This window comes from Streptomyces sp. NBC_00019, assembly GCF_045041015.1.
Lineage (GTDB): Bacteria > Actinomycetota > Actinomycetes > Streptomycetales > Streptomycetaceae > Streptomyces.
On record NZ_CP108302.1, the window covers coordinates 638,874 to 660,207 of the forward strand.

General features: G+C 68.9%; 19 protein-coding genes and 1 pseudogene. 11 read left to right on the forward strand and 9 right to left on the reverse strand.

What is annotated here, in order from left to right:
* Positions 1–453: 453 nt before the first annotated feature.
* A pseudogene (locus tag OHU89_RS03095) lies at positions 454–855 on the reverse strand (histidine kinase); the annotation flags it as partial.
* Positions 856–1,427: 572 nt separating this feature from the next.
* On the opposite strand from OHU89_RS03095, the gene OHU89_RS03100 reads away from it, so the two are divergent.
* Positions 1,428–1,688, forward strand: coding sequence for a hypothetical protein (locus OHU89_RS03100; protein WP_405639563.1), 261 nt, complete (start codon positions 1,428–1,430; stop codon positions 1,686–1,688).
* A gap of 118 nt (positions 1,689–1,806) precedes the next feature.
* Positions 1,807–2,259, forward strand: a complete 453-nt coding sequence (locus OHU89_RS03105; protein WP_405639565.1) for a nitroreductase family deazaflavin-dependent oxidoreductase — start codon at positions 1,807–1,809, stop codon at positions 2,257–2,259.
* Positions 2,260–2,301: 42 nt separating this feature from the next.
* Here the strand turns inward: OHU89_RS03105 and OHU89_RS03110 are convergent, their stop codons facing one another.
* From OHU89_RS03110 to OHU89_RS03125, 4 genes are all read right to left on the reverse strand, one after another.
* Positions 2,302–3,063 carry a PIG-L deacetylase family protein gene (locus tag OHU89_RS03110; protein ID WP_405639567.1) on the reverse strand — a complete coding sequence of 254 codons (762 nt, stop codon included), beginning with the start codon at positions 3,061–3,063 and terminating at the stop codon, positions 2,302–2,304.
* 246 nt (positions 3,064–3,309) lie between these two features.
* A complete protein-coding gene (locus OHU89_RS03115; RefSeq protein ID WP_405639569.1) occupies positions 3,310–3,603 on the reverse strand; it encodes a putative quinol monooxygenase in 294 nt (97 codons plus the stop codon).
* Positions 3,604–3,658: 55 nt separating this feature from the next.
* On the reverse strand, positions 3,659–6,220 hold the full coding sequence (locus OHU89_RS03120; RefSeq protein ID WP_405639571.1) for a GH32 C-terminal domain-containing protein: 2,562 nt from the start codon (positions 6,218–6,220) through the stop codon (positions 3,659–3,661).
* A gap of 222 nt (positions 6,221–6,442) precedes the next feature.
* Positions 6,443–7,405, reverse strand: a complete 963-nt coding sequence (locus OHU89_RS03125) for a carbohydrate kinase (protein WP_405639573.1) — start codon at positions 7,403–7,405, stop codon at positions 6,443–6,445.
* A 253-nt stretch (positions 7,406–7,658) separates the two neighbouring features.
* Between OHU89_RS03125 and OHU89_RS03130 the strand changes: the two genes are divergently transcribed.
* From OHU89_RS03130 to OHU89_RS03150, 5 genes are all read left to right on the forward strand, one after another.
* Complete coding sequence (locus tag OHU89_RS03130) at positions 7,659–8,675, forward strand: sugar ABC transporter substrate-binding protein (RefSeq protein ID WP_266897907.1); 1,017 nt, start codon at positions 7,659–7,661, stop codon at positions 8,673–8,675.
* 147 nt (positions 8,676–8,822) lie between these two features.
* Positions 8,823–9,836 carry an ABC transporter permease gene (locus OHU89_RS03135; RefSeq protein ID WP_266817899.1) on the forward strand — a complete coding sequence of 338 codons (1,014 nt, stop codon included), beginning with the start codon at positions 8,823–8,825 and terminating at the stop codon, positions 9,834–9,836.
* Positions 9,833–10,669: an ATP-binding cassette domain-containing protein gene (locus tag OHU89_RS03140; protein ID WP_266897903.1), complete on the forward strand. Its 837-nt coding sequence runs from the start codon at positions 9,833–9,835 to the stop codon at positions 10,667–10,669. Before OHU89_RS03135 ends, OHU89_RS03140 begins: the two co-directional genes overlap by 4 nt.
* A gap of 63 nt (positions 10,670–10,732) precedes the next feature.
* Positions 10,733–11,755, forward strand: a complete 1,023-nt coding sequence (locus tag OHU89_RS03145; RefSeq protein ID WP_405639577.1) for a LacI family DNA-binding transcriptional regulator — start codon at positions 10,733–10,735, stop codon at positions 11,753–11,755.
* A gap of 221 nt (positions 11,756–11,976) precedes the next feature.
* Complete coding sequence (locus tag OHU89_RS03150; protein WP_405639579.1) at positions 11,977–12,504, forward strand: hypothetical protein; 528 nt, start codon at positions 11,977–11,979, stop codon at positions 12,502–12,504.
* Here OHU89_RS03150 and OHU89_RS03155 read toward each other — a convergent pair.
* The 3 genes from OHU89_RS03155 to OHU89_RS03165 all read right to left on the reverse strand — a co-directional run bounded on the left by OHU89_RS03155 (position 12,441) and on the right by OHU89_RS03165 (position 15,776).
* Positions 12,441–13,637: an RNA-guided endonuclease InsQ/TnpB family protein gene (locus OHU89_RS03155; RefSeq protein ID WP_405639581.1), complete on the reverse strand. Its 1,197-nt coding sequence runs from the start codon at positions 13,635–13,637 to the stop codon at positions 12,441–12,443. The two genes, OHU89_RS03150 and OHU89_RS03155, sit on opposite strands and share 64 nt — an antisense overlap.
* A 606-nt stretch (positions 13,638–14,243) precedes the next feature.
* The gene (locus OHU89_RS03160; RefSeq protein WP_405639583.1) at positions 14,244–15,206 is read right to left on the reverse strand and encodes a hypothetical protein; all 963 of its coding nucleotides are present in this window, start codon (positions 15,204–15,206) and stop codon (positions 14,244–14,246) included.
* A gap of 3 nt (positions 15,207–15,209) precedes the next feature.
* Positions 15,210–15,776, reverse strand: coding sequence for a TerD family protein (locus OHU89_RS03165; RefSeq protein ID WP_405639585.1), 567 nt, complete (start codon positions 15,774–15,776; stop codon positions 15,210–15,212).
* Positions 15,777–16,008: 232 nt separating this feature from the next.
* Here OHU89_RS03165 and OHU89_RS03170 point away from each other — a divergent pair, with 232 nt between their 5' ends.
* Positions 16,009–16,221: a hypothetical protein gene (locus OHU89_RS03170; protein ID WP_405639586.1), complete on the forward strand. Its 213-nt coding sequence runs from the start codon at positions 16,009–16,011 to the stop codon at positions 16,219–16,221.
* Between the two features lie 251 nt (positions 16,222–16,472).
* Here OHU89_RS03170 and OHU89_RS03175 read toward each other — a convergent pair whose 3' ends face one another.
* Positions 16,473–17,351 carry a BTAD domain-containing putative transcriptional regulator gene (locus OHU89_RS03175; protein WP_405639587.1) on the reverse strand — a complete coding sequence of 293 codons (879 nt, stop codon included), beginning with the start codon at positions 17,349–17,351 and terminating at the stop codon, positions 16,473–16,475.
* 119 nt (positions 17,352–17,470) lie between these two features.
* On the opposite strand from OHU89_RS03175, the gene OHU89_RS03180 reads away from it, so the two are divergent.
* The 3 genes from OHU89_RS03180 to OHU89_RS03190 all read left to right on the forward strand — a co-directional run bounded on the left by OHU89_RS03180 (position 17,471) and on the right by OHU89_RS03190 (position 21,328).
* Positions 17,471–17,680 carry a hypothetical protein gene (locus OHU89_RS03180; protein WP_405639589.1) on the forward strand — a complete coding sequence of 70 codons (210 nt, stop codon included), beginning with the start codon at positions 17,471–17,473 and terminating at the stop codon, positions 17,678–17,680.
* 68 nt (positions 17,681–17,748) lie between these two features.
* Positions 17,749–20,076: a hypothetical protein gene (locus OHU89_RS03185; protein WP_405639591.1), complete on the forward strand. Its 2,328-nt coding sequence runs from the start codon at positions 17,749–17,751 to the stop codon at positions 20,074–20,076.
* Positions 20,069–21,328 (forward strand): hypothetical protein, encoded by a 1,260-nt coding sequence (locus tag OHU89_RS03190; RefSeq protein ID WP_405639593.1) that lies wholly within the window; start codon positions 20,069–20,071, stop codon positions 21,326–21,328. Before OHU89_RS03185 ends, OHU89_RS03190 begins: the two co-directional genes overlap by 8 nt.
* The last annotated feature ends 6 nt before the right edge of the window (positions 21,329–21,334 follow it).

Consider the following 21,334-nt stretch of genomic DNA (forward strand, 5'->3'; position numbering starts at 1 on the left):
ATGTGGGCGGCCACGCGCCAGGTGCCCGCGCCGGCCGGGTCCGGCGTTGAGGTGGCCGCCGAGAGTGGTGACGCGTTCGCGCAGGCCGACGAGTCCGTAGCCGCTGCCGACGGTGTCCGTGCGGGGAGTGCCACGAGGGTTGGTGACTTCGACGAGGGTGGCGGGCGGCCGGTAGTCGATGCGTACGGTCACCGGAGCACCGTCGGCGTATTTTCGGGCGTTGGTCAGTGCTTCCTGGACGACGCGGTGCACGGCTAGGCGGTGGGTGGTGGGAGCCTGTTCGGGAAGACCGTCGGTGGTCAGCTGGACGTGCTGGCCGGCGGCGCGGGCCTCGTCCGCCAGTTCCGCTACGTCCCTCATCACCGGCGTGAGCCCCGCGTCGGCCGGCGCGGCGTCGGGGTCGCGCAGCACTCCGAGAACGTCGCGCAGATCGGTGAGTGCTTCGACGGACGCCGTGCGCAGCAGACCGAGTCGTTCGACGACCGGTGCGGGCAGCGTGTCGCCCTTGGTGGCCAGCACGCCGGTGTGCAGCGCGATCAGGCTCAGGCGATGGGCCAGGACGTCGTGCATCTCGGCGGAGATACGGGACCGTTCCGCGATGCGAGCCGCTTCCTCCCGTAGCTGTGACTCGACGCGCAGATGCTCCATGTCGGCGGCCAGCGCCTGGATCAGCCCCCGCCGGTTGCCGAGCCACAGTCCGAGGACGACGGCGAGGAGCAGCACGAACAGCGCGGACACATACCGTTGCTCGGCCCACACCCGGGTCGCCGGGCAGCCGAGCAGATTGGCGCCCAGCGCGACGGCGGCGCAGCCCACCGCCACCCGCATCCGGCGGGCCACCGCCAGATCGAACATGACGACACACAGCAGCGGCACCGTGAGCCATCCCCACCACCGCGGTGACCGCGGTGACCAGGAAGGGCGCGAGAGACCATCTCAGCCGCGGCACGAGCAAGGCCACCGCGCACACCACCGCGGAGGCGATGACCGGCACCAGGTAGCGACCGCCGCTGATCGACGCACCGTTCAGCGCGGCGGCCAGCGCAAAGACCGCGACGAGTCCTGCACGTCCGGCGGCCGCTGCCGCCTTGAGGCCTTGCTCCCGCTCACCTTCGTGATCCTAGACAGACTCCTGCTCCCTTCCATCCGACGATCGGCGCCGCCTACCCCCTACTTTCGTAGGGGTACGCCGCCGCAAGACGGCGGATTCGATGCCGGACGCGGCTTTCTAGCGTCAATTCCATGAACGACTGGACCACCTCCCACGACCGTGTCCTGGCGCAGCGCAATGCCGAAGGCTGGATGTTCCTGATCGAGGCAGCCCGCGATCTGCGCACCACGGGTGCCATAGCCCCCAGCGGCAAGGCCCTGGCGCGGGTGCTCACCGACCCGGTACGGGCTCATTCGCCAGGGTCAGCGTGCCTGCCGTGCGCACCGCGGCTCTGGCCGTCGCCGCCCAGGCCGACCACGACCCCGACAGCGCGAGGGCACTGGTCCGCATCGGCGAGGACCGCCACACCGACTTCAACAAACTGCTGGAACCCGCGGGCATCCAGATCAGCGACGACGAGTTCACCCTGCTCTACGGACCCGTCCTCGCCCGGCTCTTCCTCGACCGTGGCCAGGTCACCGACGCCTTCATCGACGCCGTCGTGGCCCAGTGGCTCACCATGCTGGGTCGCGGATGAGGTGCAAGCCGCAGTGACTGCCATCACAGACGTCGTGTGTCGAGAACATGGCGCCAGCTCCGTCCCAGGGACACGAGCGGCCACGACGGGCCGCGTGCCACCAGAAAGGACCGTCGTCATGGCTGTCGCCGATGACCTTGACCACGCCACCGACTCGCAATGGGACTGGGTCGCCGAGCAGACTCGTACGTATCTGGCCTCGGGCGGCACCGAAGGGCACGAGTCGAACGGTGTCTACACGCTCCTGCTCGCCACCACCGGACGCAGGACCGGCATCCCGCGCCGCACATGCCTGATCTACGGCACCGCGGACGAGGACTTCGTCGTCGTCGCCTCCAAAGGCGGTGCCGACGAGGATCCGGCGTGGTTCAAGAACCTCCAGGCGGACCCGAGCGTCGGGGTGCAGGTCGGCGGCCGCCGGTTCACCGCGCGCGCCCGGGTCGCGTCCCCGGCCGAACGTGAGGTCCTGTGGCCCCAGATGGCGCGCATCTTCCCGCTGTACGACGAGTACGCACAGAAGACCAGCCGCGAAATCCCGATCGTCCTGCTCACTCCGCAGGACTGCCCCTGACTCAAGGGTGGGGCGGGCACCTCGTCACCGGGCGCCCCCGGGTCAGTCCTTCATGGCTTCGGTAAAGAACTCCGGTGGCGCCTGCAGGTCGTGGGCGCGGAACAGGACGGCGTGCTCGACGCCCATGGCCTTGCCGCTCATCGCGGCGAACATCGGGATGAAGTCCGCGGGAGCGGGGTGGTCCGGGAGCGCGGCCAGGTACGCAGCGTGCGCCTCGAGCGAGGCGACACCGCGGCGCAGCGGCTCACCCGTGATCTCGACGCCGTGGGTCGCACCGGAGCCGGCGAGGCCGGGGATGAGGAGCCAGCGCACGGAGTGCGCTTCGAGGTCCTCCTCGTCGACCTGCTCCGGGAAGACCCACCGGTTGCCCGCGTCGCGCACCGCGTCGAGCGTCGCGAGCCCGGCCGCGCGGTGGTCGGCCTGGTCGAAGCCGAAGGGCGTCTCGATGTCGTAACCGCTGCCGAGTACGACGTCGGGCTTGAACCTGCGGATCTCCCGGCAGATGTCCCGGCGCAGGTCGAGGCCGTGGACGAGCACGCCGTCCGGATGTTCGAGGACGGTCAGGTGCTTGACGCCGACCACAGCGCAGGCGGCCTGCTGCTCGGCGACACGCAGGCGCGCGGTCTCCTCGGGAGGATTCGGCATGCCTGCCTCACCGCGGGTGAGCAGGAGATAACCGACCTCGATGCCGCGCGCGGTCCAGCGGGCGACGACCGCGGACGTGCCGTACTCCATGTCGTCCGGGTGCGCGACGACGCAGAGCACGCGCCGGAAGGACTCCTCGGGCAGGGCAGGCAGTGTCATGTCGCCCATCCTTCTCCTTCTGGAGGAATGAGTCCACGGGGTGCCGGTGCGCTGCTGTGAGTGCGGGGACCCGGCACAAGACCCGGGCCGACACCCCTGCCTGGCGCTTGCCGCCGAGCCGTTCCAGGCCCGTTCGCCACCGGGGCGATCGCCGAATTGGGCAGTGGCATGACAATGCGCCGATGCCGGGCCCGCAGCGCGGTCCCGGCCGACGTCGGTCACCGGATCGGGCAAGGTCGGGTCAGGTCAGGTCACCGGATCGAGGAAAGTCAACACCGAAGCGTCTTCCTCGATCAGCGGGACGAGCACCGCGTTGAACGGACCGCCGTACGGCGCCTTCAAGTGCGCTTGGAAGGCGTCCTCGTCGCGGTACACCTCGAAGATCCAGAAGGCGCGTGGGTTCGCCGACCTGGTGTAGACGTCGAAGGCGATGTTGCCTTCTTCCTCGCGCACCTTCTCGGCGTACTCCAGGAGCAGGCGGGATACCTCCTCCTGCGTTCCCTCGCGGGCGGTGAACTCGGCGAGCAGGGTCTTGTTCACGGTGTGGTGTCCTCCGTGGTCGAAGTCGGTCGGGGAAATCCGGGATCAGCCGGCGTCAGTCGCGGTAGGAGTCGAGGTGCCAGACGACGGCCTGGTCCAGCTTCACCGAGCCGTTCTCGGCGAAGATCTGCACTCCCTGGCTGGCGGGGTCGGGGAAGATCTGGTCGGTGATGACGGCCTCGCCGCTGCCGCCGAAGACCTCGACGGACGACCAGTCGACGAGGATCCGCAGCTTCACCTTGCCGTTCTTCGCCTTCAGAGGCGCGGTCTGGACGCCGGGGAAGGTGCTGTTGAAGTCGACAGCGCCGGAGTGGGCGCGGTCGACATACAGCTCCTGTGTCGTGGCGTCGTAGCCGATGACGGTCTCCTCTCCCCCGGCACCGGTGCGCACCTTCAGGCCGAACCGAGCGGCGTCCTTGAGGGAGAAGGTCGCCTCGATGTCGAGGGCCTTGCCCTGGGCCGCGGGGCCGATCAGGGTCTTGGAGGTGTTCTTCACGGTGACGCCCGCCGCGGTCGCCGGGCGCTTGTGCCGCAGGGACGTCACGCTGTCCACGGGCCGGCTGGTCAGCCGGATGCGGCCGTCGACCGTACGCAGGGTCATCTCCCGGGGGATGCTCTGCGCACCGCGCCAGGGCGTGGTGGGGACCGCGCCGCTGTAGTCCCAGTTGTTCATCCAGCCGATCATGTACCGCTTGCCGTCCGGCACGCCCTCCCAGGACACCGCCGCGTAGTAGTCCTTGCCGTAGTCGGCCCAGTCGGCGCGCTGGACGACGGACTTCGCGGCCGTGTCGGCGGCGGTGAACCGGTCGGCGAGGAGATGGCCCCAGCCGGCGGTGTTCATGTCGACGATCTGGATCTGCGCCTCCTTGCCGGCGTAGGAGCGCATGTCGAAGGAGGCCCAGTCCAGGGTCTCGCTGTTGGAGCCGGTGGCGCTTTGGACGACCTTGCCGTCGACGATCAGGTTGACGGACGTCTCCTGGGAGACAGGCCGGGCCTGGGCGTCGGAGAGCATGATGTGGTCGACGTTGAGGTGACCCCAGCCGCCGCTGTTGTCGTCGACGATCTTGATCTGTGCCTTCTTGCCGGCGAGGTCCTTGACGTCCCAGGAGGCCCAGTTGAGTGCCTCGCCATCGCGTCCGGTGGCGCTGCGGACCACCTTGCCGTCGACGAGCAGTTCGACCGCGGTCGGGTTGTCGGAGCCGGCCGGGTGATTGCCGCCGCCCACCAGGAAGTTGACGTAGTCCTTGTCGACGGTGAACTCGGGCGAAGTGAGGGTGCCGGTCGTGGTGTCGCCGTCCAGGAAGCTGTTGACCAGGCCGTCGCCCAGGAATCCGGAGACTTCCTGCTGGTTGTTGAGGGTGCCGGTGGCCGGTGCGGTACCGAAGGCGTCCCCGGTCGTCGTCCAGTCGCCGTAGGTGCCGCCCTCGAAGTCGGCGAGGACCGTGCCCGCGGGCGGATCTCCCTGCTCCATGACGGTGCCGTCCACGTGCGGGTGCCGACCGCCGCCGACCTTGAAGTTCAGGTACTTGCCGTCGACGGTGAAGGAGGGCGAGGTCAGGGTGCCGGTGGTGGCGTCACCCGAGTGGAAGCTGTTGGCGAGACCCTTGCCGTCGAAGCCGTCGACCGTGCCCTGACCGTCCACGGCCCCGGCCGCCGGCGCCTGGCCGAACGCGGTGCCCGTGGTCGTCCACGTACCGAAGTCGCTGCCCTCGAAGTCCTGCATCACCATGCCGGTGGGCGGGGTGTACGCGCCCTTGTCGTCGGCGGTGAACTTCTTGCCGTCGAAGTCGCCGACGAAGTACTGAGCAGCCGAACCGCCCGCGATACCACCGGGGTTGATGTTGACGACCAGAACCCACTTGATCTTCTTCTTGTCACCGTCGACCGCGAGGGGAAACAGATCCGGGCACTCCCACACCCCGCCCGTCGCACCCGCCGGCCCGAACTCGCTCTGCAGCTTCCAGTCCTTGAGGTTCTTGGACGAGTAGAAGCGCACCTTGTGCTCGGCGGACATCGACACCGTCATCAGCCAGCTCTTCGTCGGCGCGTACCACTGGACCTTGGGGTCGCGGAAGTCCTTGGAGCCGATGTCGATGACGGGATTGCCCTGGTACTTCGTCCAGGTACGGCCGCGGTCGGTGCTGTAGGCGAGCGACTGCGCCTGGACGCCCGTGGCCTTGTTGGAGCTGGTGTAGATCGCCACCATGGCCGGGTTCTTCTTCGTGCCGAACCCGGTGGTGTTGTCCCGGTCGACGACCGCACTGCCGGAGAACACCATCTCGTTGTCGTCGTGCGACAGGGCGAGCGGCAGTTCCTTCCAGTGCACGAGGTCCTTGCTCACCGCGTGCCCCCAGGACATGTCGCCCCACGAGTTGCCGCCCGGGTTGTACTGGTAGAAGAGGTGGTACTCGCCCTTGAAGTACACGAGACCGTTGGGGTCGTTCATCCAGTTCTTGTCCGGAGTGAAGTGGAACTGGGGGCGGTAGGTCTCGGAGTGCGACGGGGTGTCGGCGGCGACGGCCTGGGGGGCGAGCGGGGCCGCCGACAGGGCGCAGACGGTCGCCACCGCCGCGATCATCCGTATGCGGGCATGCCGGGATACACGTCCAGAGCTCAAGGTGTCTCCTGTGGTGCGGCCGTCCGCGCAATGACGCCTGCTGCCCGGCGCGGGTCCGGCGAAAAGTGACGCCCTTGTCGACGCCGTCGTCCACGGCATTGGCAAGGGGTGTCATCGTTGACTTGTGTCATCGATGACAGCGAGTGGCCCGATGATGGGGGCAATCCGGCCGGTGCGTCAACGGTGCGGCTGCGATGTCCTGTTGAGCGGTATGCCCGCCCGTCATGCGCGGTCGGCCGTGGCGGTCTGCGTCAGTTGGCTCTGCCACGGTGGGTTGGGGCCGGCGACCGAGCAGGTCAGGGCCGCGACGCGGGTGCCGAAGCGGCAGGCTGCCTCGACATCGCCGAGACGCAGGTCCGTCAGCCGGCCACCCAGAAGCCCACGGGCGCCGAGGTGGTGCAGCAGGCCGGCGGTGAAGGAGTCCCCGGCACCGACCGTGTCGACGACCTGCGTGGCCACCGCGGGCACCTGCACCCGTTCCCCGTCGAGTGAGGCCAGGGCGCCGTCGGCACCGCGCGTGATCACGACGAGCCGCGCCCCTGCCGCGTGCCAGGTGTCGCATGCCTGCTCGGGCGGTGTTCCGGGCAGCAGGAGCTCCAGGTCGTCCTCGCTCAGCCGCAGCACGTCCGCGAGGCCGCACCAGTGCGCCAGCCGGGCGCGGTAGACCTCGGGACGCACCAGGAGCGGTCGGACGTTGGGGTCGATGCTGATGGTGGCCCGGGAGGCGGCTGCGGCCAGGAAGTCCTCCACCACCCCCGCTCCGGGGTCCTTGACCAGGGCCAGTGATCCGGTGTGCACGCAGGCGGTGTCGGCCAGGTCCACCCCGGCCAGTTCCGCATCCGTCCACTGCCAGTCCGCGGTGGCCTGCGCGTGGAAGGAGAACGTGGCCTGCCCCTGGGCGTCCAGCTCGGCCACGGCCAGCGTGCTGGGCTCGGCGGCGTCCACGGCGCATGAGAGGTCGACGCCGGACGCTTCCAGGTGGGTCCGGAACAGGCGGCCGAACACGTCGCCGGACAGCCGTGCGAGGAAGCGGGCCGGGGTTCCCAGCCGGGCCAGGGCCACTGCCGTGTTGGCGGGTCCGCCGCCCGGCAGCACCCGCAGGGCGAGCTCGTCACGGGTGGGTGCGGGTTCGGTGAACGCGTCGGCGACGCACTCACCCAGGACGGTGATCTGGCGCGGGCTCATGGGCTGCTCCCTCTCGGAACTCTGGGAACGCGCGGACAGAAACGGGCACGTCGCGGGCGTTCGCCGAACCGCTTCGGACGGCGACGGTCACGACCGTTGCCGATTTGTGACGGGCACAAGGCATTGACGTTGCCCGGAAGCGGAGTCCATCATCCTGGCCAAGCAGTGTCAACGATGACATAAGTCAACGATGACACTTCGGGACGGCATGCCCGATGCCGGCCGCTCGCCCGCGATCCCGCAGGAGTTGTTCATGTCACGCATCTCTCGTCTGCCGTCCTCCTTGCTCAGAGTCGCCGCTTGCACGGGTGTCGCGGCGCTCACCCTGACCGCCTGTGGATCCGGATCCGGATCGGACTCCGCGAGCTCGGGTTCGGGCACCGTCAAGGTCGGTCTGATCACGAAGACCGACACCAACCCGTTCTTCGTGAAGATGAAGGAGGGCGCGGAGAAGGCCGCCAAGGAGAACGGGGTCGAACTGTCCACCGCCGCAGGCAAGTTCGACGGGGACAACGCCGGTCAGGTCACCGCCATCGAGAACATGGTCGCCGCCGGAGTGAAGGGCATCCTGATCACGCCGAGCGACTCCAAGGCGATCGTGCCGGCGATCGAGAAGGCCAAGGCCAAGGGTGTCCTGGTCATCGCCCTGGACACCCCGACCGAGCCGGAGAGCGCCGTCGACGCCCTCTTCGCCACCGACAACGTCAAGGCGGGCGAGCTGATCGGCGAGTACGCCAAGGCCGCCATGAAGGGCAAGACCGCGAAGATAGCCGCCCTCGACCTCGCGCCGGGCGTCTCCGTCGGCGTCCAGCGGCACGAAGGCTTCCTGAAGGGCTTCGGCGCCACCGAAAAGGACGTCGCCTGCGCCCAGGACACCGGCGGCGACCAGGCCAAGGGCCAGACGGCGATGGAGAACTGCCTCCAGAAGGAGCCGGACATCAACGTCGTATACACGATCAACGAGCCGGCCGCGCTGGGCGCGTACACCGCGCTCAAGGCCAAGGGCCGGGAGAAGGACGTGCTGATCGTCTCCGTCGACGGCGGCTGCACCGGCACCCAGGCCGTCAAGGACGGCAAGATCGCCGCGACCTCGCAGCAGTACCCGCTGAAGATGGCCGCCGAGGGCGTCAAGGCGGTCGCGACGTACGCCAAGGACGGCAAGAAGGCGTCCGGTTACACCGACACCGGCGTCACCCTGATCACCGACAAGGCACAGGACGGCGTCACGTCCAAGGACACCGCCTACGGCCTGGAGAACTGCTGGGGCTGAGCCGGCCCCTGAGGACCGTACGACTCCGCCTGTCCTCTCAGCGGGGCGGCCGCCCCTTCCTCCCTGACCGGGGGGCGGCCGCCCGCTTGTCCGCATCTCCTGCGGCCGGAGGGGACAACGACTTCTGTCTTTCGACAAGGACTTCGCATGACAGCCACGACCACACCCCCGGACACGTCCTCGCCGTACGCCGACCTCAAAGCACCGACCACGGCCCGCCGACTGCTCACGGCACCGACCACCGGCCCGCTGGCCGCCCTCCTGCTGGCCTGTGTCTTCTTCTCGGTCTCGACCGACCAGTTCCTCACCGGCGGGAACTTCTCCCTGATCGTGCAGCAGGTCATGGTCGTCGGCACCCTCGCCATCGGCCAGACCCTGATCATCCTCACCGCGGGCATCGACCTGTCCTGCGGTGCGGTGATGGCGTTCGGCAGCATCGTGATCGCCAAGATGGCGGCAGAGGGCTCCCTGCCCCCGCTGGTCGCGATCGCGCTGGGCCTGGTCGTCTGCGGCGGCTTCGGACTGCTCAACGGGACACTGGTGCAGAAGATCCCGCTGCCGCCGTTCATCGTCACCCTCGGCATGCTCAACGTGGCGTTCGCGCTGACGCACATCTACTCCGAAGAGCAGACGGTCACCAACCTGCCGGGCCCGCTGACGGCCCTCGGTGAGACCTTCCCGCTCGGCCACACCGACATCACCTACGGATCCCTGGTCACCATCGCCCTGTTCCTCCTCCTCGCCTACGCGCTGAGCAACACCGGCTGGGGCCGGCACGTCTACGCCCTGGGCAACAGCCCGGAAGCGGCCCGGCTGAACGGCATCCGCACCTCCCGGCTGACCATCGGCGTCTACACCGTGGCCGGCATCCTCTACGGCATCGCCGCCCTGCTGCTCATCTCCCGCACCGGCGTCGGCGACCCGCAGGCAGGACAGACCGACAACCTCGACAGCATCACCGCCGTGGTCCTCGGCGGCACCAGCCTCTTCGGCGGCCGCGGCTCGGTGCTGGGCACGTTCATCGGCGTCCTCATCGTCGGCGTCTTCCGCAACGGCCTGCAGCTGATGGGCGTCGCCTCCATCTACCAGACCCTGATCACCGGCGTCCTGGTGATCCTCGCGGTGACCGTCGACCAGATCTCCCGGAAGAAGGCCCGATGACCGCCACCGGCAACCCCACCCCTGTCCTGCAGGCCCGCGGTCTGGTCAAGCGCTACGGCCACGTCACCGCCATCGACGGCGCCGACTTCGACCTGCTGCCCGGCGAGGTCCTCGCCGTCATCGGCGACAACGGCGCCGGAAAGACCAGCCTCATCAAGGCCCTCACCGGCGCGGTGACCCCCGACGCGGGCGAGATACGGCTCAACGGCAAACCCATCAGCTTCTCCGGCCCGCAGAGCGCCCGCGCCCACGGCATCGAGACCGTGTATCAGGACCTCGCGGTGGCGGCCTCCATGGACATCGCCTCCAATGTGTTCCTCGGCCGCGAACTGCGCCGCCCCGGCATCCTCGGCAGCACCTTCCGCATGCTCGACAAGAAGCGCATGCGTCAGGAGGCCGCCGAGCACATGGCCGACCTGAAGATCGGCCTGCGCTCACTCACCCAGTCGGTCGAGACGCTCTCCGGCGGACAGCGGCAGGCCGTCGCGGTCGCCCGCGCCGTCGCCTGGGCCCGCTCCGTCGTCGTCATGGACGAACCCACCGCCGCCCTCGGCGTCAAGGAGTCCGGCCAGGTCCTCGACCTCATCCGCCGGGTTCGCGACAAGGGCATGCCGGTCGTCCTGATCAGCCACAACATGCCCCACGTCTTCGAGATCGCCGACCGGATCCACGTCCACCGCCTGGGCAGGCGCGCGGCCGTGATCAAGCCCTCCGACTACTCCATGGCGGAGGTCGTCGCCATCATGACCGGCGCGCTCACCGTCGACGAGGCCGGAGGTACTGTCGTGGCGGATTCCAAGGCCGCGAAGGCCGCGGGAGTCCAGGCCAACTGAAGCACTCACAGGTTCCGGCCGAGGCCGCGGCCGGACCGACGAGCACAGGAGACTGTTTCCTCCATGGCAGCGAACCGCCGCCCGACCCTGGCAGACGTCGCCCGAGAAGTGGGCGTCAGCGCCAAGACCGTCTCCCGCGTCCTCAACGAGGACGGACCCGCCTCCGCCGAGACCAGGGAACAGGTACTCGCCGCCGTCGCCAAGCTCGGCTTCCAGCCGAACCTCATGGCCCGCAACATCCGCGTCGGCGGTCCGGACACCACCATCGGCCTGGTCATCCCCGACCTCGCCAACCCCTTCTTCGGAGCCGTGGCCCGCGCCATAGAGGATGTCGTCGGCGAACGCGGACTGACCCTGCTCATGGGCTCCTCCGCGGACGACCCCGAACGTGAACGTGCCCTGACGGACAAGTTCCTCGCCCGGCGCGTCAGCATCCTCATCGTCGTGCCGTCCGTCGGCGCCGACCACTCCCACCTCAAGTCGCACCGCACGGCAGGACTGCCCATCGTCTTCCTCGACCGACCGGGAGTCGGCCTGCCCGCCGACAGCATCGTCAGTTCCAACCGCGCGGGGGCCCAGGACGGCATCGCCCACCTCATCGCCCACGGACACCACCGCATCGGCTTCGTCGGCGACCTGCCCGTCAAGCTGTACACCCGCCGCGAACGCCTCGCCGGATACCGCGCCGCCCTGCAGGAAGCCGACATCCCCTACGACCGCTCGCTCGTCGCCAACGCCCACGACCAGCCGGGCGCCCAGGCCGCGACCGCCCAACTCCTCGACCTGGCCGATCCCCCTACCGCCCTGTTCGCCGGCAACAACATCATGGCGCTCGGCATCGTCGCCGAACTCGCACGCAGCAAGCGCAAGGACGTGGCAGTCGTCGCCTTCGACGACGTATCACTCGCCGAGGCCCTCGAACCGGCCCTGACCGTCGTCGCCCAGGACCCCGAAGAACTCGGCCGCAGCGCCGCGGCCACCGCCCTGGCCCGCCTCGACGGCGACCGCTCCCGCGCTCGCACCATCTCCGTTCCCACCCGGCTGATCATCCGAGGCTCGGGAGAGCAACCCGCGCCCCAGCCGTAAGAGAGCGTCTGATCAACGTTCAGGCTGTTCTCCCCGATTCATCGGTGACGGCCAGGATCAGGCCGAGCGTGTCCGTGTCCACGTGACACCCGTGCGGTTGTCGTAGAGGGTGGCGTTCACGATCGGGGAGGGTTCGCCGCCGCGGGCGTTCGTAGCTGTCATCCGTGGGCTCCAGGCTCCGGGATACGCTGCTCGGATCCCCCTGACTGGAGGTCATCTGAGTGTTCCCCGCACGGGCACTGACCGTTGCTCCGTTGGCCCTGGTGATTCTCTCCCTGTCCGGCTGCTCTTCCCACTGGGGCTGTACCGACACGACGGCGGAACGCGGTAAGGCCGGTGTCAGGGTAGAGGTCGTCGACACGTCGGAGCGGCCTCTCGGCATCACCGCCGAGGTCGTCGACTGGCGCCTTGAGCCCCACCCGCAGGTGCCCTCCCAAGGCGACCAAGTCCACTTCCACTACCGCTTCAACGGCGCCGACGAGGTGGACGGCCCTGCGGTGGACGCCTGCGCGGTCGACAAGGAACGCGTGGCGTTGCTCTGTCAGACGGTCTATTCCTCTGATGCGTTCGGGCCGGGCGGTAGCCACACGGGCGACGACTGGCTCGCCGTCGAGCATCCTGAACAGGTGGCCGGAGTGCTCTTGGTTCCCATTGACTTCCTCCTCCTCGTGAACGAGGAGGATTCCTACGGCTCGCGCCGTGGGGTTTTCTGCTTCACCGCCGACTGCCCGCCCGGAGTGCTCCGTTGAGGTCTAACACCGGCTCCACAGACAGAAACCGCCAGCCCGGCGGCCAGAAGGTTGTTCGCCGCGTTCACGTCCCGGTCATGGGCCGCCCCGCAGGCCCCGCACATCCAGGTACGGACGCTCAGGGGCAGCCTCTCTCGCACAGTGCCGCAGCCGGAGCACATCCTGGTGGAGGGGAAGAAGCGGTCCACCGCGATCACTTCCCGCCCGTACCAGGCCGCCTTGTACTCCAGCAGGCAGCGGAACTCCCGCCAGCCCGCATCCGAAATAGCCCGGGCAAGCGGACGGTTCTTGACCATGTTGGTCACGGTCAGGTCCTCGATCACGAGCGTTTGATTGTCACGCACGAGCCGAGTCGTCAGCTGGTGGAGCAGATCCCGGCGCCGGTCAGCGATCCGCGCATGGACCCTGGCGACGCGACGACGGGCCTTGTCCCGGTTCGCCGAACCCTTGGCCTTGCGGGACAACTCCCGCTGCGCCTTCGCCAGCCGGGCCCGGTCACGGCGCTCATGCCGGGGGTTGGCGACCTTCTCCCCCGTGGACAGGGTCAACAGGTGGTCCAGACCGACGTCAATGCCGACCGCCGCGTCCGTGGCGGGAAGCGGCTTCACAGCCGGGTCTTCGCACAGGATCGAGACGAACCAGCGCCCGGCCGCGTCCTGCGACACGGTCACCGTGGACGGCTTTGCTCCTTCGGGCAGCGGCCGGGACCACACGACATCCAGCGAGTCCGCCATCTTCGCCAAAGTCAGCCGACCATCCCGGATACGGAACCCGCTGCTGGTGTACTCCGCCGACTTCCGCGACCTCTTCCGCGACTTGAAACGCGGGTACTTCGCCCGCTTCGCGAAGAAGTGGGCGAACGCACTCTGCAGATGCCGCAGCGTCTGCTGCAACGGCACCGACGACACCTCGTTGAGGAACGCCAGCTCCCCGGTCTTCTTCCACGCCGTCAACATCGCCGAGGTGGCGTGGTAGTTGACCCGCTCCTTGCGTGCCCACGCCTCGGTACGGGCGGCGAGCGCCAGGTTGTAGACCTTGCGGACGCAACCGAACGTCCGCAACAGCTCCGCCGCCTGCACATCACTCGGATAGAAGCGGTACCTGAACGCCCGCTTCGCATGGTGCACGGCCACACCCACAACCTAGCCAGACCGAAGGTAGCGATCAAACGTGCCGGTCAGGGCACTGTGATCCGCCCCGGCGGCGCATCCCAGCTCCATGCCCTGCTCCGCAGGAGTTTCGTTTCCTCCCCCGGCTGAAGCCAGGGGTATCCACGAAAGATTCCGATGACCAGTCCTACGACAGGCGAACCTGCGAGCAGGACATCAAGGATGGCGGCGGGATGCATCCTCCAGTACAGGCCAGCGTGGGGGACCAACTGTAAGCCGTTGTCAGTTGGTTCAGGCGGTGGCGTATGAAGGTCGCGGCGATGGCGGTGAAAGCCAGGCAGTGTTCCGGCTTGCGCTCGTAAGCTCGCGTTTGCGTCGTTCGTGTTCCTTCAGGCGCCCCCGCTGATTCTCCGACAGTGCCGCATCGTGAGCCGGTTCCTGCTGCTTCTGGTGCCTTTCGCTATCTGGACGGCTTCCTCAGAACTGCCACCGGCTGTCGGGTGGACCGCATGACCGACGCCTTCAGCCGACCGCCCCTCGGCGAGTGCTGGGTAGCAAGGGCGCCGGAGCAACTACCTGCCGGTGGTCACGAACGCGACTCTTCAGCCAGAGGACCCAGCGCGGCACGCGTCACGCCTCCGGGCCAGGAACTGGCGGATGCAGTGGACAGTTCAGATCTGGTGGTGCGGCCCGGTACGGGGCGAAGGCCGCGTCTGCAGCATCTCGGTAGGGACGCCGGGACATCCGGGTAACGAGCTGCCACATGGCGCGTTCCTCGGCCAGTCGCTGAGGCAGTACGAGCCCGAGCGCGTCGGCCAGTGGCTTGCGGCCCAAGTTCACCATGGCCCGCACTGCGGCGGCCCACTCATCGGTGGCATAGACCGCAGAGCGGTACCACAGGGGGATGAGTGCACACAGCACGATGCCCGTGACGATCAACAGGGTCCGCTCGGCCTCGGCAGATGTCAGAGCCAGAAGAGCAAAGGCCGCCACAACCCCGTTTCCGTATAGCAACGCCACGAAGAAGTCCACGCTGGTACGTGCCGTTTCCACCTGGCGGCGCGCCTGCACGGGGGCGACGGCACTCAGTTCGTTCCAAAGCACCTGAGAATCGAGGCCGAAGCGATTGTGGCCGTACTCTTCGAACCGACGGATCGCATTGCCGAGCCGCGTCGGGGCAAGCTGGTCGTGGTCCGCCGGATAGCGGGCCAACTGCTCGTTGAGGAGCGCGCGCTGTACCGGAGTGCGACCGTCCGGGTGAGCGATCAGAGCGGCGATCCCTTCTTTGCGGGCCCGCTGTCGCCCACATCCACGCTCGAATGCTCTGCGCGGCCACAGCAGATACCCCTCCAGGATTCGGTAGAGGGGGGTCTGCAGGGCATTTAGTACGAAGCCGAGGAGAACGGCGGCACACAGGAGCAGCAAAGCAGTCTGACTGGCCGTGTCGGGCCATACACGCTCGATGGCTGCGGTCCGCCGCAAGCTTGGGGCGACAGCAAGGAAGAAGACCGCGAGATTGAGCGCGGTGGGCAGCACCCAGCCGACGACCAATGCCCACCCGCCCCCGAGGACACCCTTGGCGATGTCACCCACGGATCAGGACTCCTGCGGCCAGTCGTCGTCCGGATCATTCTCCGGTCCGGGAGACGTGTGTCCGACGGGGTGCTGTCCTATGCCGTCCTCGAAGCCGTGGACGCCTGGGTGGAAGTTCCAACCGCCGGACTCGTCGCGTACGAACTCCCCGACGGTCGCCGCCGTCGCCCCGAGGACACCGCCGAAGTCGTCCTCGGCCAGGACGGTGTAACCCACCCGGATCCGCAGGCCCGGGTTGGGCACGCTGATAAAAGTGCGGCGCTCCGAGTGCTGCTGGATGACGACACCGACCACTACGCGCGCATACCGGCCATCCAGCCGGTCGAGTTCCAGCGTCATGACCTCGTCCCAGCCGAAGCCCTTGCCGTCCCTGCTGTCCCGGTTGAGATAAATGCCGCCGTCGGGGGAACGACTGTCGAAGCGCACCACATACGCGGGCTCACCGGACAGATCACCTGCAAGATACGTGGCGGCGACGATATCCAGATTGGCGGACGGCTGCCCCGTCGGGCTCGGATCCCACTTCAGCGCGACTTCGGCCTTGCCGATCCCCTTGTTGAGGCCGTTCACCAGACTTCCCCTTCCCCGTGCGCTGCAGCCCCGAACTGCTGGACGTACAAGGCCGGTTGCCCATCCTGCCACGCACGCGTACGTGTGCCGCGGGGGACCTGGTAGTCACTCGCGATGTCTCTCTCGTGGGTGCGGATCGGCTCTGGCGTGACCGCGGAAATGACGCTGCGCACAAAAGACCGCGATGACAAGGGCCCGTCGCGAAACAGCGGACGGCGGAAATGATGCCAGCATGACCGCCAACGACAACGACGAGCTCAAACGCCTGCGGCGCGAGAACGCGCGGCTGGGGGAGGGCAACGAGACCCACCGGGAAGCGGCCGCCCATTTTGCGCGGGAACTGAACAGGCCGTGCGGCCAGGGCAGCGCGGCGGCCGCCATCGTGCTGGACAAGCCCTCCATCCACCACGCCCGGCTCTTCAAGGGGGGCGACGCCGGGAGCTAGTCGGCGTCGGGATCCATCAGTGCCACCTCCCGTCCAGATCACCGGGGTTGAACCGCATCGAGTTCGTGTGGCGTTCAGTCCAATACAGGACATGCCCGCCCGCGCCTACACCACCGAGCAACTGCACGACGCCGTCGACCGCGCCCTCACACGAGGAGCCGCTGCGATGGCACCAACCACAACCCAAGTACTCAAGATCGCTTAGCTGCTGCGATGACGAATCGGGCCGGACAGCCCCCGTCGTGGAACTCCTAAGGTCCCCGGGACGGCCGAACTCGGTCCGGGTGGACATCGCTGCCGCTACGCCCGTCCGGTTCATCTGCGTGGGGCATGCGGAGGTAACCCTGGTCCGACCGCGCGTTGTCCGGCTGCTTCGTGGCGACGGGTCCGCTTGCCGGCCAAGGCACGCGGCCCGTCAGGGCGTGGGAGGGGGTCAGCTGCATCTCATCCCACAGGAGCCGTGCGTACCGGTCGACTTGTCTGCAGGCCTCCACGATGTTGCCTTCTGCCAGGTGGACTTCGACCAACGCGACGCGGGCCGACTCCTGCAGGGGCTCTGCGGTGATGGCCGTGTAGGCGGCGTTGAGGGCCGGGACGAACCGACCGAGTCGGCGCAGCCGGTGGGACAGTGCGACGAGAGCGTGGATCCGCACTTGACGGATGCGCTCTCGTTCCACGATCAGCCATTCCTCCTCCCAGTCCGGCAGGAGGTCCGCGACCAGGCCTGTGGTCGCCGTGTCGTCCGGTGCGAGATCGCCGTCCTCGTTGAGCAGCCTTGCGGCCTGGCACAGGCTGCGTTCGACGTCGACTTCGACGAGTGCGTCGAGGTACACGTGCGCACGGTCGGCGTGCACGAGTCGGTCGTCGGCCTGTCGGATCCGCCAGATCGCCGTGCGCAGGCTCGCCTGGGCACGTGGGCGCGGACCGTCGCACCAGAGCTGCTCGGCCAACGCCGTGCGGTGCTGCGTCATCCCGGACGGGCGCGACAGTGCCAGGAACGCCACCACCCGCTGGGCGTGGGCCGGGAGTACGACTTCGTGGTGCCCGATGTCGAGCCGGAAGCCGTTGAGGAGGTGAACCAGCATGGGAGCGGAGCAGGCTGCGGAATCGGGCCAGGGAGGGTGCGGCATGTGCACCTCCTCCGCGTAGTTCGCGGACTCTATCCTCGCACCGTGTGAGGGAGCGTCAATCCGTCGTCGCCTCCTACATGTTGATGGAAGCGAGACGGGCCGTTCGGATACTCGCGGCCATGGAATCCCAGCCGTGGCGCGTCGTCGTCGTACGGGCTTGGCTGCACGACGGCAAGGTGGTCGCCGTGCTGCTGGTGGGGGCCGAGCCGGGGTCGCCCGGGCCCGTGCGGCGCATCGCGGCAGGCTCGGCGGAGGAGGCCTGTGCCGTCCTCGCCACCGTCCTTGGGGAGTTGACGGCGGATCCCACGGATGCGGAGACGACCGATTGACGCGATGCGCTACGGACGTCCCGCACCCTGTTGCCCACCTCCGCATCGGAGGACAAGGAGGCAGGGCGATGGACGTGTTGGCCACGAGCCCGACCGCACCCGAACTGCAATCCCCGTTCGCGGGCTTCGCCGGTTTGTCGGCGGACCCGGCCGATGCGGGGGAACGTCCACAGCAGGCGAGCGGTGTGGTGCTCGACTCGCCGTTCGGCTCGGGACTGCACACCGAGGAGGCCGACGCGGGCGAAGACGTGCTCACCGAACTCCTCGGCGAGCTTGCCGACGACGAGTTCGAAGACGCCGTGGCTCAGCTGGTGGATGATGCTGCCGCAGCGCACCTGCAGGGTGAGACCGCGTGGTCGGTCAAGGAGGGTTCCCAGGCAGGGTTGCAGAGCTGGGCCGAGTCGCTGGCTGAGCAGTCCGATCGGCTGCTCGACGGAGTCACCGCCCGCCTGGAGCACGAGGACCTCACCGCCATGCCGGCGCGCGACCTCGACGCGCTGCTGGAGTCGTTGGCCCCGGCCCTGGATCCGGTCGGGTCGCGCGAGGTCGTGTTCGAGCAGTTCCTGGGGGGTCTGCTGAAGAAGGCGGGCAGCCTGGTGAAGGGCGTCGTCAAGATCGCGAAGAAGGGGATCAGCGTAGTCTCGAAGATTCTTCCGATTGGGATTCTGCTCAAGAAGCTCGGTGGTCTCGTCCGGCCGCTGCTCGCGCGGGTGATCAAATCGGCGATGAACCGCTTGCCCGCCTCCGTGCGGCCCATCGCGGAACAGATCGCGAAGAAGCTGGGCGTCGCCGGTGGTGCGGGCGCGGCCAACGCCCCCGCCGGCGCGACCGGTACCAGTGATGCAGAGCCGTCGGCCGCGTCCCAGTTGGCAGGCGAGTTCGACCGCAATGTGGTCGGTCTGCTGCTGGCGCCCGACGAGATCGCGGCGGACAGCGTGCTCGCGGAGGCGGCATCCGATGCCGAGGCCGACGCGCCCGACCCGATCGGCGAACTCGACGCGGCCCGACGCGAACTGGGCCGACGGCTCACCGAACTCCCCGCGGGCTCCTACCCGAAGCCGGAGATCCAGCAGTTCCTGCCTGTCGTGATGGCGGCACTGCCGTTGATCAAGCTCGGCCTCAAGATCATTGGTCGGCAGCGGGTCGTCGACTTCATCGCCGAGCGCATCGCCGACCTGCTGCGCACCATGGTCGGACCCGGCCCCGCCAAGCAGATCGCCCGCCCGATCGTCGACGTCGGCATGAAGCTCATCGGCCTCGAAGTCCCACCGGAGGCCGAGACCGACGTCGCCGGGGAGGCGCTGGCCACCACCGTGGAGACGACGGCACGCCGAGCACTCGCACTGCCCGCCGCGGTGCAGGACGACCGGCTGCTCCTCGACGCCGCTGTGCAGCAGTTCTTCGCCGAAGCCGCCGCCGCCCACCTCCCCGGCCGGCTGCTGCGCGCCGACCTGCCCGAGCGGGAGTCGGAACACGAGAGCGGGGTGTGGGTGCTGATGCCGCGGGCGGCCGCCCCCCGCTACCGCTTCCTCAAGTACACACGGCCGTTCGAGATCCAGGTCAGCAGGCAGGTGGCGCGCGCGGTGCCGTGGTCCGACGGCGGGACGCTGGAGTCGCACCTGCTCGACCGCGGTGTACGGCACTGGCCCACGACCGCCGAAGCCCACCTCTACGAGATGCTTCCCGGCGGCCACCTCGGGCACCTCCGCCACGACGACACCCTCCGCGAGGGTGCCGGGACAGCGGAAGGCATCGCCGAGGAAGTGACCCCGCTCACCCCCGAGATCGCAGGACTGCTGCTCGGCGAGCCAGGCCTGGGCCGGTCCGCACCCGAGTCCAGGCACGGCGGGCCGACGGCCCGGCCAGGCGCGGCTCCCGGCCGCCGGTTCGTCCGGCTGCGGCCCAAGGGCCCCGCGGCAGGCCGTATGGCAGGCCGTGCTGCCGGGCCACGTGCACGGGTCGGTGTGCATCTGGACTCCGCCGCCACTCCGCCGCGGCTCAGGGTCGCCCTGCGGCTGAGCGAACGGCAGGCCCAGGAGATGCTGGACCTGCTGACCAGGGCTGAGGGACCGGACCTGCCCGGCGCACTGCGCAAGGTCCAGCAGGTGCACCAGCGCTCTCTCGTACCCCGGTTGACCGACCAACTGATGAAACGTTCCGTGCTGCCGGACGCCACCGCCGCGCGGGCGGCCGCGGAGCAGGTGTCGACGGCCGTCGACACCGGGCTCTCCGCGATGCTCCAGGGCCAGACGGCACAGCTCACCGCAGCGGTCCGCGATCCGGCCCAGGGCCTCACGATCAAGCTGGTGTTCGACGGCATCACGAAGGAGAGCCTGCGGGGCACGCCGCCCGAGCCGACCGTCACGGTGACTCCCGGCTGGCGCTCCGGTGGCTGAGCCGGGAGGTGACGTCCTCGCCGCACAGCTGGCGGCGGAGCTGCGGCACTGGCAACGGGCCGCCCACGAACTCACCGACCTCGACCTGGTCGCCGCGCCACGGGCCTGGGCCGCTCTCGAGTCCTACCTCGGCACCAGCGTCCGCGCCGGGCTGACCCGCTCCGCCCAGGCGGTGGCCACCCGCGCGGACCAGCTCGCGGCGCAGTTGCCCGGCGCCACGGCCCCGGACGACCTGGCCCGACTCAGGGACCGGGTGCTGGCTCTGCGTCAGTCCTATGTCCGCGCCGAGACGGTGATCGACTTCTTCGGTGACGCTGTCGGCACGCGTACCAATCCCCGTCTGGCGCAGCTCCTGCGCGGTCTGGACCTGCTCGCCGTCGATGCCATGGACCGCATCCTCGGGCCACTCGGCGTTCCGGTTCCTGCGGTGCTGGTCTACCTCGACAAGGGCCTCGGAGCATCGATCCTGCGTGCCGGGATACGGTTGTGGGATGCGTCGCTCTCCCCCGCCGCCGCCATCAAGATCACCCGGCACAACGTGCTGCGGCCCACGTCCCTGATCCACGAGGCCGGCCATCAGATCACGCACCTGACCAACTGGACCGACGAACTCGCCACCGCCCTGCACGAAGCGCTGGTGCCCGCCTCACCGATCGCCGCGGAGGCCTGGCGCAGCTGGGCGAGCGAAGTGGCCGCCGACGTCGTCGCGTTCGTCCTCACCGGCTACGCGCCCGTGCCGGCGCTGGCCGACGTCGTGGACGGCACCACCGCCGCCGTGTACCGGATGCCACCGGGCGATCCGCACCCGATGGGCCTGCTGCGGGTCGCTTTCAACGCCGCACTCTGCCGGTACTGGTACGGCGCCGGGGCGTGGGACGACCTGGCGCGCATCTGGTTGTACCGCCATCCCGTGCATGCCGCGCCGCCGGAGTCCGCGCTCGTTGCACGGGCGACGTTGCCTCTTCTCCCGGAGATCGTCCGGGTGTGTACGGAGCGGCCGATGCGGGCCTTCGGTGGTCGGCCTCTCTCGGCGCTGGCCGACCCGCGCCGGGTGGCGCCCGCCGAGCTGCGCAGGCTCGCCGACGGGGCCGGGGCTGCGCTGTACACCTCGAGCTATCTGCAACGGCTCGAACCCATGCGGATCCTGGCTTGGACCGTACTCCGGTCGCAGCGCCCCGATGACAACGCCGATCGCGACCTGGAGACATGGCTGCGCCGCCTCGGCACTGACCATGCGACCGCCGCGGCCTGACCAGGG